General features: G+C 65.6%; 12 protein-coding genes. 4 read left to right on the top strand and 8 right to left on the bottom strand.

Going from position 1 to position 14,903, the window contains the following annotated elements; genetic code table 11:
* Positions 1–7 precede the first annotated feature (7 nt).
* The 5 genes from ACQ4WL_RS09720 to ACQ4WL_RS09740 are packed head-to-tail and all read right to left on the bottom strand — an operon-like array spanning position 8 to position 7,263.
* On the bottom strand, positions 8–3,532 hold the full coding sequence (locus tag ACQ4WL_RS09720) for a PAS domain S-box protein (protein WP_436509514.1): 3,525 nt from the start codon (positions 3,530–3,532) through the stop codon (positions 8–10).
* Positions 3,529–4,674: an FIST signal transduction protein gene (locus ACQ4WL_RS09725; protein ID WP_436509515.1), complete on the bottom strand. Its 1,146-nt coding sequence runs from the start codon at positions 4,672–4,674 to the stop codon at positions 3,529–3,531. The genes ACQ4WL_RS09720 and ACQ4WL_RS09725 overlap by 4 nt, the downstream gene beginning before the upstream one ends.
* Complete coding sequence (locus tag ACQ4WL_RS09730; protein ID WP_436509516.1) at positions 4,656–5,747, bottom strand: HD domain-containing phosphohydrolase; 1,092 nt, start codon at positions 5,745–5,747, stop codon at positions 4,656–4,658. Before ACQ4WL_RS09730 ends, ACQ4WL_RS09725 begins: the two co-directional genes overlap by 19 nt.
* Positions 5,748–5,796: 49 nt before the next feature.
* The gene (locus tag ACQ4WL_RS09735; protein WP_436509517.1) at positions 5,797–6,300 is read right to left on the bottom strand and encodes a chemotaxis protein CheW; all 504 of its coding nucleotides are present in this window, start codon (positions 6,298–6,300) and stop codon (positions 5,797–5,799) included.
* Positions 6,301–6,360: 60 nt separating this feature from the next.
* Entirely contained in the window at positions 6,361–7,263 is a 903-nt protein-coding gene (locus tag ACQ4WL_RS09740) for a GGDEF domain-containing protein (RefSeq protein ID WP_436509518.1), read from the bottom strand.
* A 392-nt stretch (positions 7,264–7,655) separates the two neighbouring features.
* Between ACQ4WL_RS09740 and ACQ4WL_RS09745 the strand changes: the two genes are divergently transcribed.
* Complete coding sequence (locus ACQ4WL_RS09745) at positions 7,656–7,919, top strand: hypothetical protein (RefSeq protein WP_436509519.1); 264 nt, start codon at positions 7,656–7,658, stop codon at positions 7,917–7,919.
* On the opposite strand, the gene gcvA is transcribed toward ACQ4WL_RS09745, so the two are convergent.
* Positions 7,916–8,827, bottom strand: a complete 912-nt coding sequence (gene gcvA, locus ACQ4WL_RS09750; RefSeq protein WP_436509520.1) for a transcriptional regulator GcvA — start codon at positions 8,825–8,827, stop codon at positions 7,916–7,918. The genes ACQ4WL_RS09745 and gcvA overlap by 4 nt on opposite strands.
* Positions 8,828–8,950: 123 nt before the next feature.
* Here gcvA and ACQ4WL_RS09755 point away from each other — a divergent pair, with 123 nt between their 5' ends.
* From ACQ4WL_RS09755 to ACQ4WL_RS09765, 3 genes are read left to right on the top strand one after another with little or no spacing between them, the layout of a single operon-like run.
* Positions 8,951–10,354 carry an MFS transporter gene (locus ACQ4WL_RS09755; protein ID WP_436509521.1) on the top strand — a complete coding sequence of 468 codons (1,404 nt, stop codon included), beginning with the start codon at positions 8,951–8,953 and terminating at the stop codon, positions 10,352–10,354.
* Positions 10,351–10,974 (top strand): glutathione S-transferase family protein, encoded by a 624-nt coding sequence (locus tag ACQ4WL_RS09760; protein ID WP_436509522.1) that lies wholly within the window; start codon positions 10,351–10,353, stop codon positions 10,972–10,974. Before ACQ4WL_RS09755 ends, ACQ4WL_RS09760 begins: the two co-directional genes overlap by 4 nt.
* Positions 10,975–10,992: 18 nt before the next feature.
* Positions 10,993–12,018 (top strand): LLM class oxidoreductase, encoded by a 1,026-nt coding sequence (locus ACQ4WL_RS09765; RefSeq protein ID WP_436509523.1) that lies wholly within the window; start codon positions 10,993–10,995, stop codon positions 12,016–12,018.
* 6 nt (positions 12,019–12,024) lie between these two features.
* Here ACQ4WL_RS09765 and ACQ4WL_RS09770 read toward each other — a convergent pair whose 3' ends face one another.
* Both ACQ4WL_RS09770 and bcaP read right to left on the bottom strand, forming a co-directional pair.
* The gene (locus ACQ4WL_RS09770; RefSeq protein ID WP_436509524.1) at positions 12,025–13,311 is read right to left on the bottom strand and encodes a DUF445 domain-containing protein; all 1,287 of its coding nucleotides are present in this window, start codon (positions 13,309–13,311) and stop codon (positions 12,025–12,027) included.
* A 77-nt stretch (positions 13,312–13,388) separates the two neighbouring features.
* A complete protein-coding gene (gene bcaP / locus ACQ4WL_RS09775) occupies positions 13,389–14,786 on the bottom strand; it encodes a branched-chain amino acid transporter BcaP (RefSeq protein WP_436509525.1) in 1,398 nt (465 codons plus the stop codon).
* Between the last annotated feature and the right edge of the window lie 117 nt (positions 14,787–14,903).

The raw sequence follows: 14,903 nt of genomic DNA on the forward strand, positions 1-14,903 counted from the left end.
TTATGATCTACATCAAGTTTGCCTGGATGGCCGCGCCCGTTTCCTGCAGGAACAGCCGCGACTGCTCCTCCAGCGCAGCGAGGCGCGCCAGCAAAGCCTCCTGCGGGACCTGTGCCGCCTCGCGCTCGATGGCGGCGGCGATGGCGACGGCGGGGATGGCATGGAAGTTGGCCAGCAAGCCGGCCAGGGTATGTGCCTGCCGGCTCGCCGTGGGCCGGTCGCCCGCCTGCAGGGCTGCGCGCAAGGCCGCCAGCTGCTCCGGCAAGCCGGCCAGGAAGGAGGCGCCGATGATGGCGATCACGTCGGCGTCGGCGCTCGCCAGCGCGGCGCCGTAGTCGAAGCGCGGCGCGCTGCCGGTGGCCAGCACTGCCACTTGCGACGCCATGGCGGGCGGCATCGGCAGCTTGCTGATGTGCAATACATGCTGCTCGATCAGGCTGTGGAAGGCGGCGGTGCGGAACGGCTTGGACAGGTAGTCGTCCATGCCGCCGGCGATGCAGCGTTCGCGGTCGCCTTCGAAGGCGCTGGCCGTCATGGCGATGATGACGCTCGTCGGCATGCCTTGCGCTTCGCGCTGGCGTATCTGCGCGGTGGCGTCGAAACCGCCCATTTCCGGCATCTGCAGGTCCATCAGGATGATGTCGAAATGGCCGGCGGCATGGCAATCGAGGGCGATGCGGCCATTCGCCGCATGCGTGACCCGGTGGCCCGCATTCGACAGCAGCACGGTGGCCAGTTCGCAATTCATGGCGTTGTCCTCGACCAGCAGGATGTCCAGGCCGGGCGTGCCTTCGCGCATGGAATGGCGCGTCACCACGGGCCTGGCGTTGGGCATGCCGCGGCAGGTGCCCAGCACGCTCAAGGTGATGGCCAGTAGTTCTTCGGGGCTGGCAGGCTTGAGCAGGTAGCCGTCGATACCCAGTTCGCGGCAGCGCGCCGCGTCGCCCAGACTGCCGCTGGAAGACAGCATGACGATGGGCACCTGGCTCCAGTGGGGCAGGGCGGCCAGGGCCGATGCCGTGTCGAAGCCATTCATGCCGGGCATGGCAAAATCCATGATGATGCAGTCGGCCGGCAGGGCGGTGCGGCAGTGCTCCAGCGCCGTCTCGCCCGACTCGCAGGCGGTGACGGCGGCGCCGCTGTGCTCGAAGATCTTGCGCAGGATGGTCAGGCTGCTGGAATTGTCGTCGACCAGCAGGATCGCCCGCCCCGCCAGCGAGGCGCCCGGCGGCGGCAGGCAAGGCTGATGCTCGCCGATGGGCAGGGCCAGGTCCACGGTGAAGCTGCTGCCCTTGCCCAGTTCGCTTGTCAGGACTATGCTGCCTTTCATCATCGTCACCAGGCGGCGCGTGATCGACAGGCCCAGTCCCGTGCCGCCGAAGCGCCGCGTGGTCGAGCCGTCTTCCTGCTGGAAGGCGTCGAAGACGGCCTCCTGCATGTCGGCGGCGATGCCGATGCCGGTGTCGCGCACGCACAGCTGCACCTGGGCCATGCCATCGCCGCTGGCGCGCAGCCGGGCACTGACAGTGACTTCGCCGCGCGGCGTGAACTTGATGGCGTTGCCCGCCAGGTTGGTCAGCACCTGGCGCAGCCGGCCAGGGTCGCCGAGCAAGGTGTGTGGCAGCGCGGGATCGACGTCGAGCACCAGTTCCAGGCCGCTGGCCTCGGCCCGTATGGCTAGTGCGCGCATGGTTTCCTGCATCAGCTGGCGCAGCTTGAAGGGGATGCTCTCCAGGGTCAGCATACCCGCCTCGATCTTCGAGAAATCGAGGATGTCGTTGATAATGCACAGCAGGGCGTCGGCCGACGCCTTGACGATTTCCAGGTATTTTCGCTGGTGGACGTCGAGTTCGGAATCGAGCACCAAATCCGTCATGCCCAGGATGCCGTTCATCGGCGTGCGGATCTCGTGGCTCATGTTGGCCAGGAATTCGCTCTTCGAGCGGCTGGCCGATTCGGCCACTTCCTTGGCCAGCAGCAGCGCCCGTTCAGCCGCCTTTTGGCTGGAAATGTCGACGATGGTGCCGACCAGGCCGTGCAGGCTGCCATCGGACTTCAGCAGGGCCGCCTTGCTGAACAGCACATCGACTTGCCGCGTGCCGACGCTCAGCCGGTCTTCATACGTCTGGTTGCCCCGGTCCTGCAGCAGCTCCAGGTCGCGCTGCAGCACTTGCTGCGCCTGCTGCTGCGGCAGGATGTCGGCTACCGTCTTGCCCAGGATGTCCGCCTGCGCGCGCTGGAAGAAGGCGCAATAGGCGCGGTTGGCGCGCAGGTAGCGGCCCTGTACATCCTTCAGGTACAAAGGGATAGGAATGGTCTCGATGAGCGCGTCGACAAAGTTGAGGTTATGCCGCAGCTCGCGCGCCGCCAGGCGCCGCTCGGTGATGTCGGTCAGGCTGCCGGTGATGCCTGTCAGCCGATCCTGTCCATCGCGTTCGGCGCGCGCACACACGTCGATCCAGCGCACGTTGCCATCGCTGGTCAGGTAGCGCGCCTCATGGCGCATGCTGTCCACCTGGCCACCGAGCAGCTGGGACAGGCCGGCGGCGGCGCGTTCCCGGTCGCGTGCATCGATGAATTGCAGTACATGCTTGCCCAGGCTGTCGGCGGCGCTGAAACCGGTGATGGTGTGCCAGGCGGGGTTCAGGAAGGTCCAGGCGCCGTTCAAGTCGGTGCGGAAGACCACTTCATTGAGGCTATTGACGACGTTGCGGTATTCGCGCTCGCTTTTCGCGATGGTCTCTGCCATGCGCTTGCTGTCGCTGATTTCCGTGCGGATGGCGATGTACTGATAGGGCTTGCCGGCGGCATCGAGGAAGGGCACGATGGTGGCGTCCACCCAGTATTGCCCGCCATCCTTGGCATGGTTGCAGATTTCCCCGTGCCAGACCTGGCCGGCGGTAATGGTTTGCCACATCTGCGCAAAGACGGCGTCCGGATGCGTGTGCGAATTGATCAGGCGGTGCGTCTTGCCGATCAGCTCTTCGCGCGTGTACCCGCTGATGGCGCAGAACTTGTCGTTGACGTAAATGATGACGCCGGCGGTATCGGTGATACTGATAATGGCGTGCTGGTCCATCGCAAAGCGCTGGTTTTGCAGTTCGATGCGGCGCAGTTCCTGCAGCGACACCAGCTTGGCCAGCAGCACCGACAGGCCCTCGATATCGCCTTCCTGCGGCAGGCGCAGGCCGGAATCGTCGTTGTCGAGCAGGCGCACGGCCGCCGCGCGCAGCGACTGGATCACGCGGTTGCGGCTGGCCAGTTCCGTGCGCAGCAGGTCATTCGTCATGCTCAGTTCATTCGAACTCAGTTCCAGGCTGCGCGAGCGCAAGTCCAGGTCCCGTTCGGACTGTTCGTAGGCGTTGTCGATGCGCAACAGCAGGGCCGGCAGGCCGGCCAGGAAAGCGGCCAGTTCGGGCGGCGTGCCCGCTTGCGCCCCCAATGCCTGCGCCTGCTCCAGCAAGGCGATGCAGGCGCTTTCCGAGTCGATATCGCAGACGCGGCTCAATTGGCGTGCCAGGGTGCGGTTCATGTTTCGCTCAGCACCGTCACGGTCATCGTCTGGTTATGCAACTGGCATGCGCCATGCTGCTGCGTGATGCCGATTTCGCCGTTCGAGTAAAAACCGGCGATACAGGTGGCACCGCTGCCCAGCACGTCGGCCACCGCTTCGACCTCTTCCTCGACCCGGTCGCCCATGACCAGCTTGCGCCCGACGCAACTGACCAGCAGGGCCAGCTGGTCACCCAGCGTATCGGCGTGGGGTTGGACGCCGCGCGCGGCCATTTCGGCTCCGTCGATCAGCCGGTTGGTTCTGGAATGCATCAGTTTCAGGTAGCCGTCGGCGAGGATGTCACCGGCCAGTGTCAGCGAACCCTGTTCCTCGTCGACGGCGATGATGGTGCGGAAGACATTGCTTTTTTCATGCGCCGCCGAGAGCATTTCAAACGGAAACAGCAGGCCCGAGCGGGGCAGATCGCGCGCATGGTCGCCCAGGTACAGCTTGTAGATGTCCAGCGCCCGCGCGCCATCGAGGCCATACAGCACGTTGCCGACGCAGCGCGTCACCTTGCGCGCGGGGCCGAACGCCTCCCAGCCCGCATGGCTGCCGTAGCCGAGGCGGATATGCTCGCCGTACAGGCCGACGGCGACGATGGTATTGTCGGCCGCGCCGCGCGGACCCAGGGTCCAGGTCTGGCGGAACGCACCGCCGTCGGCGGCCAGCCCGCCGGAGATGGTGACGCCCGGGGGCAGATGCGCCTGCAGGCCGGCAATCAGGGCACTGCCGTTGATGGCCACGCCCGTACCCAGCATGAAAACTGCCGCCAGGCCTTCTTGCGGCAGCGCCTGCGCCAGGCGCTCGCCCGCCTCGTGCGAATCCGCCATGTCGCAGATGATGGCGTCGGCGATGGCCACCTCCGTGTGCGCGAAGCCGATGGCGGTGATGACGCAGCTGTCGTCGTAGACGCGCTTGCCGGCGATCTCGCCGGCCGTGGAGCAGCCGGCGATGACGGCGCCGGGTAGTTGGCGACGCAGCGCCGCGCTCAAGCCGGGGGTGGCAAAGTAGGCGCAGGCGCCAAAGACCAGCACCAGTTGCGGCTGCATGGCAACCAGGGGAGCCAGCGCGGCATCGAGGTGGGCTCGGTTTTTCAGGATCAGTTGTTGTACGCGCATGGCAGGGTCCTCGCTGACAGTGGGTGGGCGTGGTGCTGGACGGGGTCGGGCAGGCTGTTGCGGATATCGAGCACCTCGTCCCAGGCGCCCAGGAAGGCGTCGATGCAGCGCGGGCAGAAATGGCTGCCTTTGTTCTGTTGCAGGTACAGGCGCGCCTGTTCCACTGGCCAGGCCGGCTTGTACGGGCGTTCCGAAGTGAGCGCGTCGAAGACATCGGCCACGGCGACGATGCGCGCCGACAGCGGTATCTGTTCGCCCGCCAGGTGGCGCGGATAGCCGCTGCCATCGTATTTTTCGTGGTGGCCGCAGGCGATTTCCTCGGCCAGCTGGATCAGTGGCGAATCGCTGCCGGCGAGGATCTTGCCGCCGATTTCCGCATGCTGGCGCATGATGGCCATTTCCTCGGGGTCCAGCCGGCCCGGCTTGAGCAGGATATGGTCGGGCGTGGCCAGCTTGCCCACGTCGTGCATGGGTGCAGCCTTGAGCAGCAGTTCCTGCCATTGCCCATCCATGCCCAGGTTCCTGGCGATCAGCGCCGAATAGCGCGCCATGCGCATGATGTGGGCGCCTGTTTCGGGGTCGCGGAATTCGGCCGCCCGCGCCAGGCGCGTGACCAGTTCCATCTCGCGCGCCGTGACGTTGGCGATGGCCTGGCGCACTTCATGCTCGAGCAGCTTGGCGCGGTCGGCCAGCAAGGTTTGCGCCATGCGCAGGGCCAGCAGATTGCGCACGCGCAGGCTGAACTCGATGGTGTCGACTGGCTTGGTGAGAAACTCCGTGACACCGAGCGAAAAGGCTTGCTTGCGCACGGCGCGGTCGTTCTCGGTGGTGACCATGATGATGGGGATGTCGGCCATGCCCCGCATCTTGCGGAAGATGCTGAGAAATTCATTGCCCGACAGGCTGGGCATCCGGTAGTCGAGCAGGACCAGGTCCGGCACATGCGTCTCGCACCAGGTCAGCGCATCGATGGGGTCGTTCATGCAGACGGGGGCTATGCAGCTGGCCTTGCGCGCCAAGGTCGATAGCAGGCTCAGGTTGGTGTCGTTGTCATCGACGATCAGGATGCTCATGGTGTCTCCGGATGGCGGTCAGGTGGCGGGCGGAATGGCGATGGCTGCCTCAGGCAGCCAGTTTTCCCGTGGCGGCCATGCCCATGCCAGACAGCAGGCTGTCCATGTCGAGCACGATCAGCAGCCGTTCATCCAGGCTGCCAATGGCCGTTACATGGCCGGCCATCGCCGAACCATGCAGTTGCGGTGGGGGTTTGAGCTGTGCCGGTGCCAGCGGCACCACATCGGCCACGCGGTCGACCACGATGCCGGTGGCGCCCTGCGCGAAGACGAGAATGATCACCACGGTCGAGGCGTCGTACGCGGGTTCGGCGCGGCCCAGCGCGATGCGCAGGTCGACCAGCGGCACGATGCTGCCGCGCAGGTGGATGAAGCCCTTGAGGAAAGCGGGCGCATTGGCGATGCGGGTCACGGCGCCGTAGCCGCGGATTTCCTGCACCAGGCCGATGTCGATGGCGTATTCCTCAGTGCCCAGGCCAAAGACCAGCAATTCCCGGGCGCCCGCTTGCGCCAGCTGGCTCGCTGCTGCGGCATGTGTCGTGGTCGTTTCCATGTGCTTGCTCCTGTCAGTTTTGATGCTGGATGAAAGAAATAGCGGATAAGGAGGCGGTGCTCACGCTTCCTCGACGCGGTTGCGGCCATTCTTCTTGGCCTGGTACAGCGCGGCGTCGGCTTGCATGAAAGCAGCTTTCCAGTCGCCGTTGTGGGGAAGCGGCGCCAGGCCGATGCTGATCGTTGCCGTGATGGCCGTTTGCTCGAAGGCGACGCACGTTGCGGCCACGGCCAGGCGGATGCGTTCGGCCACCTGGCGCGCCATGGTCATGTCCATATGGGGGAACAGCAGGCCGAACTCCTCGCCACCCACGCGGGCGACGACATCGGATGCCCGCGCCTGGGACTGGAGCACGGCAGCGATGGCTTGCAGCACGGCGTCGCCGGCCGCGTGGCCATGCTGGTCATTGACCTTCTTGAAGAAATCGATGTCGGCGATGCCGATGGTCATCGGACTGCCCGCGCGCCGGGCCCGCGCCGCCGCACGCACGGCGTCGATTTCGAAGGCGCGGCGGTTGGGCAGGAGGGTCAGAGGATCGCTCAGGGCGATGCGCTGCAACTGCTGCCAGCGGGTCGCATTCTGCTGTTCGATGGCGCGCTCGTGGCGCTGGTCGATGAAAAAGGCGCCAAGGTAGTTCTCATCGCCCAGCTTGCCCAGATCCATGGCCTTGAGCACGATGGGCAGCATCGAACCATCGCGGTGGCGTATGGCGAAATGGCGCTTGTGCCCGAGCACCGTGGACTTCTTTTCGCCTATCAGATAAGCGCCGATCTGCGCGCCATGCTGCTCGCGCACCGAGTCGGGCAGCAGCGCTTCGAGCTGCCGGTCCGTCAGGCTGTCCGGGGCATAGCCGCTCAGTGCATACATGGCGTCGTTCGCATAGCGGATGCGCGAGCTGGCATCGATGATGATGGCGGCGTCATCGGCGGCGTCGAGCAGGCGCAAGGCCAGAATTGTGTTCATGTGCTTGTCCCCTACAAAGAAGGCAGAGATGTCGGGCGATCAAAGCAAAGAGAGCCGCTGCATCGCTTTGATATTTCCTTGTAAATCATCATACATCAAATAAAAATGATTTCAACAAATATTATGATTTTCATGATTTATTTGGTTTTTCGCACAAAATGATTTAATTCTTGACGGGAACGGCAGCGTGTTGTAAGCATTTTTGCTCTCTGTTAGGGCAAATTTTTCCGTCATGCTGCTTGCTTATAGATAGAGGGAACTATTTTATTTGTGGATATATTTATTGTATTTGGTAAATTTATTCGGCAAAATACAATGCATGCAGTTCGGCACGCGTGGGGCGCGCCCGGCCTGACATGCCAGGCTGGTCACTGTGGATGGAGGAGGCGGACATGCTTACGAAAATACCGGCAAGAGGTAGTGAAGCGGTGTACAAGGACCTGCCGCCGTCCGGCAGCGTGCGCCATCCGCAAGGGCCGGGCGCGGGCGTGTTCAGCTCACTCGCGCGGCGTCTGAAGGCGATCGTTTACCTGGCCCTGTTATTGGCTGTGATACCGGCCGTGGCCTGCATCGCCACGGGGCGCGCCGGCGTGCCGATGTTGTTCAGCACCGTGTGCGGCGTGGTGTCGTGCGCGGCCGGGGATGGGGCGCTTTAGCCGCCTGCGACTGTGGCCTGCGCTTCCTCGCTGATCCAGGCCATGAATGCCTGTACTGCAGGGCGCGTGGCCGCGTCGGGGCGCGCCACCAGGTAATAGGCAAAGCGCGCGGGCCAGGGCAAGTCCAGCACTTGCACCAGGCGCCCGGCGGCGATTTCCTCCTGCGCATACAACTGCGGCACCAGGGCCAGGCCCTGGCCCGCCTCGGCTGCGCGGATTAACAGAAAATCATCTTCGAAGGCCGAGCCGCGCAGCGCCCGCGCCGCATCGGCACTGCCGTCCGGCGCGCCATGCGCAGCCAGCCACAATGGCCAGTCGGCGCGGTCCGTATCGTGCAGCAGCGGGTAGTGCAGGCAATCGGCTGGCGTGGCGATGGGCGGCTGGCCCGCCATCAGGGCGGGGCTGGCGACGGGCACCAGCACGGGCGCCATCAGGCGCGTCACCTGCAGGCCCGGATAGTCGCCCAGGCCGTGGCGCAGCGCCACATCGACCCGGTCGCGGCGCAGGTCCACCAGTGCGGATGTCGCTTCCACGCGCACCTCGATATGCGGATGGCGCTGGTTGAAGCGGCCCAGCCGCGGCACCAGCCAGGCGGCGGCAAAAGTGGCCACCGTGCTGACGGTCAGCGTCTGGCGCCCACCCATGTCTTCCAATGCCTGGCTGGCGCTGGCGATCTGCGCGAAGGCGCCCAGCAGGGCGGGGTGGACCATGGCGCCCGCTTCGGTCAGGCGCAAGCCCTGGCGTTCGCGCGTAAACAGGGGCATGCCGACCCGCTCTTCCAGCAGGCGGATTTGCTGGCTGACGGCGCCCGACGTCACGTGCAGCGCTTCGGCGGCCGCCTTGATGCTGCCGCGCTGGCCCACTTCGACAAAGGCGCGCAGCGCCTGGAGCGGTAAAGGGTGCGTCATCGATATAGTTTTTCTATAGTTGTGAGCGAAAAATCATCGTTTCAGTTTCACTCTTAAAAAACGCATTATAGGGGTATGCGGCGTTGTTTTGACGTCGAGTAAAACTATATCGATAGGACCCCCATGTTACTTTCAAATAGGCAACTTTGCCTGGTTTTGCTGTGCACCACGCAATTCGTCGCCTTGCTCGATTTTTCCATCACCATGATCCCCTTGCCGCACATCCAGCACAGCCTGGGCTTTACGCCAGGCGGCCTGCAGTGGGTGATCAATGCGTATGGCGTGGCCATTGCCGGCTTTTTGCTGCTGGGCGGGCGTGCGGCCGACCTGTTCGGCCGCCGCCGCGTCTTTCTCATGGGTGTGGTCCTGTTTACGGCGGCGTCCCTGCTGGGGGGCTTTGCGCACAGCCCGGCCATGCTGGTGGCCACGCGCGCGCTGCAGGGCTTTGGCGCCGCCATGTTTTCGCCGGCCGCGTTCTCCCTGCTGCTGGCCGTGTTTCCCGAACCGTCCCAGCGCAACCGGGCGCTCGGTGCCTGGACGGCCGTGGCGGCCAGCGGCTTTGTCGCGGGCCTGATCCTGGGCGGCTTCATCACCGACCTGCTGGGCTGGCGCTGGGTGTTGTGGATCAATGTGCCCGTCGGCTTGCTGGTGCTGGCCCTGTCGCCAGCCTTGCCAATGGGGCGGCCCGATGCCGATACCGCTGCGGCTTCCGGCACGCTCGACGTGCGGGGCGCACTGCTGGTGGCGTCGGGCGCGGCGACGCTGGTGTTTGCCTTTGCCAATAGCGAGCATGTGGGACTGGCGCATCCGTTCACGTTTGCCCTGGTCGCGCTGGCGCTGGCCTTGCTGGCGTTGTTCGTGTGGGTGGAGGGACGCGTGGCCGCGCCGCTGATGCCGCTGGCCGTGTTCTGGCGCCGCTCGACGGGCGGCGCGAATATCGTCTCCCTGCTGGCCAATACGGCCCTGGGCCCAACCTTTGTCGTGGTGGCGCTGGCCATGCAGGAAGTCCTGGCATTTTCCGCCACGCGCACCGGACTGGGTTTGCTGCCGATGGCTGTCGCCTTTACCCTGGCCAGCGCGTGGGCCGGGCCGGCGCTGATCGCCCGCTGCGGCACCAAGCCCGTCATCGTCGGCGGCATGCTGCTGTTCATCGGCGGTCTGGCCCTGCTGGGCAGTTCGCTGGCGACGCTGTCTGTCTGGGCCGCCTCCATCCTGCCCGGCACGGTACTGGCCGGCATCGGCTATGGCCTGGCGTTTCCCGCCTGGACCGTGGCTGGCATCGATGGCGTGCCGGAAGCGGATCATGGCCTGGCGGGCGGCATGCTCACTACCACGCAGGAAGTCGGCTCGGCCGTCGGCCTGGCCGTGGGTGTGGCTGTCAGCATCGCCGTGCTGGCAGGCGGCGGCACGGCCGCACAAGGCTATGGCAGCGCCATCCTCGTTTCCGCCTGCCTGGTGGCCGCGGGCCTGGCCTGCGCCATCGCCATCCTGCCCGGCAAGGCCGCGCGCCAGAAGGCGGCGCCATGATGAACTTGTACACAGACAGCTCGCCCAACGGTTTCAAGGCCACGATTGCGTTGGCCGAACTGGGTTTGCCGTACCGGCTGCGTCATGTGCGCATCGAACAGGGCGAACACCGGCTGCCCGCCTTCCTGGCCCTCAATCCGCACGGGCGCATCCCCGTGCTGGTCGACCATGACACGGGCATCACGGTGTTCGAATCGGCCGCCATCTTGCTGTACCTGGCCGAAAAGACGGGGCGGCTGCTGCCCAAGGCACCCGCGCCGCGCTGGGCCGCCATCACCTGGCTGCAATTTCACGCGGCCAGCATGGGGCCGCTGCTGGGCCAGCGCGTGCATTTCGAGATCGCGGACGCTGGTGCGAATGCACCCGCCACGGCGCATTTTCGCCAGTTGAGCGAGGCCGCGCTGGCCACCATGGATGGCCGCCTGGCCGGCAACGCCTATCTGGCCGGCGACGACTATTCCATCGCCGACATCGCCAGCTTTGGCTGGCTGCATATCGCGCAGCTGGTTGGCTTCGATTTTTCCGCCTGGGCGCACGTGGGCGCCTGGTATGCCCGCGTGGCGGCCCGCCCGGCCGTGCAGCTGGGCGTCACGCTCCCCGCGCCCGCCACGGGCGCCTGATTTCTATCAAGGAACAACATGAACATAGACATCACAGAAGGCGCTTCGTCGCAGGCCTTTACGCTGCACCGCGGCTACCGCCGCATGTTCGCGCCCGGCGCGCTCACCCTCGGCATTTATCTGCCGCTGCGTTTTTACCAGGGCGACATGCAGGCGCTGGCCGGCCAGGCCGACCTGGTCGTCGCCATGGACCGGCAAGGCTTTGCCGCCGCCTGGGTGCGCGACATTCCCCTGTTTGACCCGCGTTTCGGCGATGCGGGCCAGCTGTTCGACCCGTGGACTTACCTGGCGTACCTCGCGGCGCGCACGCAATCGCTGGCCCTGGCCACGGGCAGCGCCATTTTCACCCTGCGCCACCTCATCGACCTGGCCAAGGCGGCCGCCAGCATCGACCAATTATCGGGCGGGCGCCTTGTGCTGGGCACGGCGTCGGGCGACCGGGCCAGCGAGTATCCCGCATATGGCGTGCCATACGCCACGCGGGGCGAGCGCTATGCGCAGGCGGTGCACATGTTTCGCCAACTGCTGCAGGCAGGTGCCGCCAGCGTCAAAGGCCCGCTGGGCAGGGTCGATGGCCTCGAATTGCTGCCCAAGCCCGTGGTGGGCGCCATTCCCCTGGTCGTCACCAGTTCCTCTGGCCAGCCTTTGGCATGGATAGGACGCCATGCCGATGGCTGGCTGACGTATCCGGAAGCGACGGATACGCCGGACGGGCCGCGCCGGCTGGCGGAAAAAATCCGCGCCTGGCGCGCCTGCATACCGGATGGCGGCTTTCGCCCGCATATGTGCAATGAGTGGCTGGACCTGGTAGACGACCCAGATTATCCGCGCACCCCCGTGCGCAGCGGCTACGTGCTGCGCACGGGGCGCAGGGGACTGATCGACTTGCTCGGTGAATGGCGGGCGGCGGGCGTCAACCATGCGGCGCTGGGCATCCAGCATGGACAGCGCCCGGCCATCGACGTGCTGCAGGAGCTGGCCGAAGAGGTGCTGCCGCATTTTCCGTCGCATGCGGCGCTGGCCAGCGCCGTGCCACGCTGGTAACGATGTTTAGAACGCCTGGCTGGCTGCGTAAATGAGCAAACCGGCCAGGCCGCCCACGATGGTGCCGTTGATGCGGATGAATTGCAGGTCGCGCCCGATGGCCAGTTCGATGCGCTCGCTCATTTCGTCCTTGCTCCACAAGTCCAGGCGGGCGGCGATGAAGGCACCCACTTCGCCCCGGTAGCGGCGCACCAGCGTGCCGCTGCCGGCGACGATGGCGCCGTTCAGCCATTCCCGCGCGCTCGTATCCTCGCCCAGTACCTGGCCCGTGTTGCGCGCCAGGCTGGCGATGGCTTGCGCCAGCACGGGCTGGTCGGCGTGCAGGTCGGCCAGCAGGCGCGTGCCGATGTGGTTCCACAGCTCGCCCAACATGGCTTGCACCGTATCGCTGGCGATCAGCTGCAGCTGGTAGCGGCGCACCGTCTCTTGCCACTGCGGGTCGGCCTTCAGGTGCAAGGCGCTGTCGGCGATCCAGCCGGCGATGCGCTGGCGCAGCGGGTGCTGCGCATCGACGCGCACGGCGAGGGCAAACTTTTGCAGCGAGGCGATCATGCGCGGTTCATACGCTTTCACGGCTTTTTTGACCAGCGCGTTCTCGATCTGGAAGGCGCCCAGCACGAAGTCGCCGATGGCGGCGTGGTGCGCCTCGTCGTCCAGGTAGGCGGCGCTGCGGTCGAGCAGGAAGTCCAGCAGTTCCTGCGGCTTGCCGTCGGCGATCAGCGCGTCGATGCATTCGGCCGCCACGTTCGACAGATTCAGTTGGCCCAGGTAGTTGCTGGCCTGTTCGCGCAACAGGCGGCCCAATTTGTCATGGTCGGCCACCGCCAGCAGTTGTTTCACCACGCCGGCGCTGGCCATGCCCAGTTGCTGCGCGTGGAGCTCGTCACTGAGCCAGGCGCCGAGGCGCGCGGCTGGATCGGCTTGCACGATGCGCTCGGCGATGCCTTGCTCGGTAATGAAATGGTTTTCCACGAAGGCGCCCAGGCTGCGGCCGATGTCCGCCTTGCTGTTCGGGATGATGGCCGTATGCCACAAGGGGATGCCGAGCGGGTGGCGGAACAGGGCCACGACGGCGAACCAGTCGGCAATCGCCCCCACCATGGCCGCTTCGGCGAACGCTTCCACATAACCCCAGGCGGGATGGCCGCCCCGCTGCGAGCGGGCCACTGCGAAGACCAGCGCGGCGAGCAGCAGCAAGCCGACGGCCAGCAGCTGCATGCTGCGCAGGCGCGCGCGCTTGAGCTGGTCCGCGCTCTGGTCCAGTTGTTCGATGAGGTCGGGGGAACGTTGCATGGATGACGGTCTGCGTTGGTTGCGAGACCGCCATCTTAACTGCGGCAGCGACAGAATATGTCGCTGCAGGGGACTTTTTACTGCGGCGGGTGCAGCAGCGAACGCCGGCGCGCGTAGCCGAAGTAGATGACCAGGCCGATCACCAGCCAGATGGTAAAGGCCACCCAGGTGACCCAGCTGAGGAAAGTCATCAGGCCCACGCACAGGATCACGGCCAGCGCCGGCACATATGGCACGCCGGGGCAGCGGAAGGCGCGCGGCAGGTCGGGACGCTTCTTGCGCAGCACCACCACGGCAATCGACACCATGGTGAAGGCGGCCAAAGTACCAATGTTGATCAGCTCGGCGAGGATGTTGAGCGGGATCACGGCGGCGATCAGGCCGAAGACGATGCCGACCAGCCAGGTGGCGAAGAACGGCGTGTGGAAGCGCGGATGGACGGTCGACAGGCGCTTTGGCAGCAGGCCGTCGCGCGACATGGCGAAGATGATGCGCGTCTGGCCGAAGGCCATCACCAGGATCACGGTAGTCATGCCCAGGATGGCGCCCAGGTCGACGAAGCCGGCGATCCAGTTTTCGCCCGCGTATTGCAGGGCCAGCGAGACGGGATGGTCGACGCCGAGGAATTTTTGATACGGCACGATGCCCGTCATGATGGCCGACACCACCACGTACAGCACGGCGCACACGGCCAGCGAGCCGATGATACCGATCGGCAAGTCGCGCGACGGTTTCTTGACTTCCTCGGCGGCCGAGGTGACGGCGTCAAAGCCGATGAAGGCGAAGAAGACCAGGGCGGCGGCGCTCAGCATGCCGTGGTAGCCGAACGGCATGTAGGGCTGCCAGTTGGCCGGCTGCACGTGGCGCGCACCGAAGATGATGAACAGCAGCACCACGCCCACCTTGATGGCCACCATGATGTTGTTCAGGCGCGCCGATTCGCGCACGCCCCAGCCCAGCATGGCCGTCAGCAGCAGCATGATGACGAGGGCCGGCAGGTTGATGAAGGTCGTCACGCCGGGCAGGGCGCCCGGCGCGGCCGTCAGGGCGGCGGGCAGCGCGATGCCAAAGCCCGACAGCAGCGACTGGAAGTAGCCGGACCAGCCGACGGAGACGGCGGCAGCGGCCAGGCCGTACTCGAGCAGCAAGTCCCAGCCTATCATCCAGGCGGCCAGCTCGCCCAGGGTGGCATAGCTGTAGGTGTAGATGGAGCCGGCCACCGGCACGGTGGAGGCGAATTCCGCATAGCACAGGGCGGCGAAGCAGCAGGCGACGGCGGCCACGACGAACGACAGCGACAGGGCCGGGCCGGCCGTCAGCGCGCCCGTGCCGGTGAGCACGAAAATGCCGGTGCCGACGATGGCGCCTATGCCCATGAGGACAAGGTCGAACGGCCCCAGCACCTTGGCCAGACCTCCTGGCTTCTTGCTGTGGGCGATCATGTCATCCAAATTCTTGGTTCTAAATAAGCTCACTGTGTCTCCTGGTGGTTTTTGTCATGGCGCCATTGCCGCCTCGTGAGTAGCACGACGCAGCCAGATTTTAGCCCAGGCGGCCGAGATTCCAGAAGGAAAACTGTGCAGTGCCGTGCG

This window comes from Janthinobacterium kochi, from assembly GCF_051380715.1.
GTDB lineage: Bacteria > Pseudomonadota > Gammaproteobacteria > Burkholderiales > Burkholderiaceae_D > Janthinobacterium.

Bases quoted from the DNA above. Each gene is read 5' to 3' on its own strand.
- ACQ4WL_RS09720 (WP_436509514.1), bottom strand. From the start codon at position 3,532: ATGAACCGCACCCTGGCACGCCAATTGAGCCGCGTCTGCGATATCGAC.
- ACQ4WL_RS09725 (WP_436509515.1), bottom strand. From the start codon at position 4,674: ATGCGCGTACAACAACTGATCCTGAAAAACCGAGCCCACCTCGATGCC.
- ACQ4WL_RS09730 (WP_436509516.1), bottom strand. From the start codon at position 5,747: ATGAGCATCCTGATCGTCGATGACAACGACACCAACCTGAGCCTGCTA.
- ACQ4WL_RS09735 (WP_436509517.1), bottom strand. From the start codon at position 6,300: ATGGAAACGACCACGACACATGCCGCAGCAGCGAGCCAGCTGGCGCAA.
- ACQ4WL_RS09740 (WP_436509518.1), bottom strand. From the start codon at position 7,263: ATGAACACAATTCTGGCCTTGCGCCTGCTCGACGCCGCCGATGACGCC.
- ACQ4WL_RS09745 (WP_436509519.1), top strand. From the start codon at position 7,656: ATGCTTACGAAAATACCGGCAAGAGGTAGTGAAGCGGTGTACAAGGAC.
- gcvA (WP_436509520.1), bottom strand. From the start codon at position 8,827: ATGACGCACCCTTTACCGCTCCAGGCGCTGCGCGCCTTTGTCGAAGTG.
- ACQ4WL_RS09755 (WP_436509521.1), top strand. From the start codon at position 8,951: ATGTTACTTTCAAATAGGCAACTTTGCCTGGTTTTGCTGTGCACCACG.
- ACQ4WL_RS09760 (WP_436509522.1), top strand. From the start codon at position 10,351: ATGATGAACTTGTACACAGACAGCTCGCCCAACGGTTTCAAGGCCACG.
- ACQ4WL_RS09765 (WP_436509523.1), top strand. From the start codon at position 10,993: ATGAACATAGACATCACAGAAGGCGCTTCGTCGCAGGCCTTTACGCTG.
- ACQ4WL_RS09770 (WP_436509524.1), bottom strand. From the start codon at position 13,311: ATGCAACGTTCCCCCGACCTCATCGAACAACTGGACCAGAGCGCGGAC.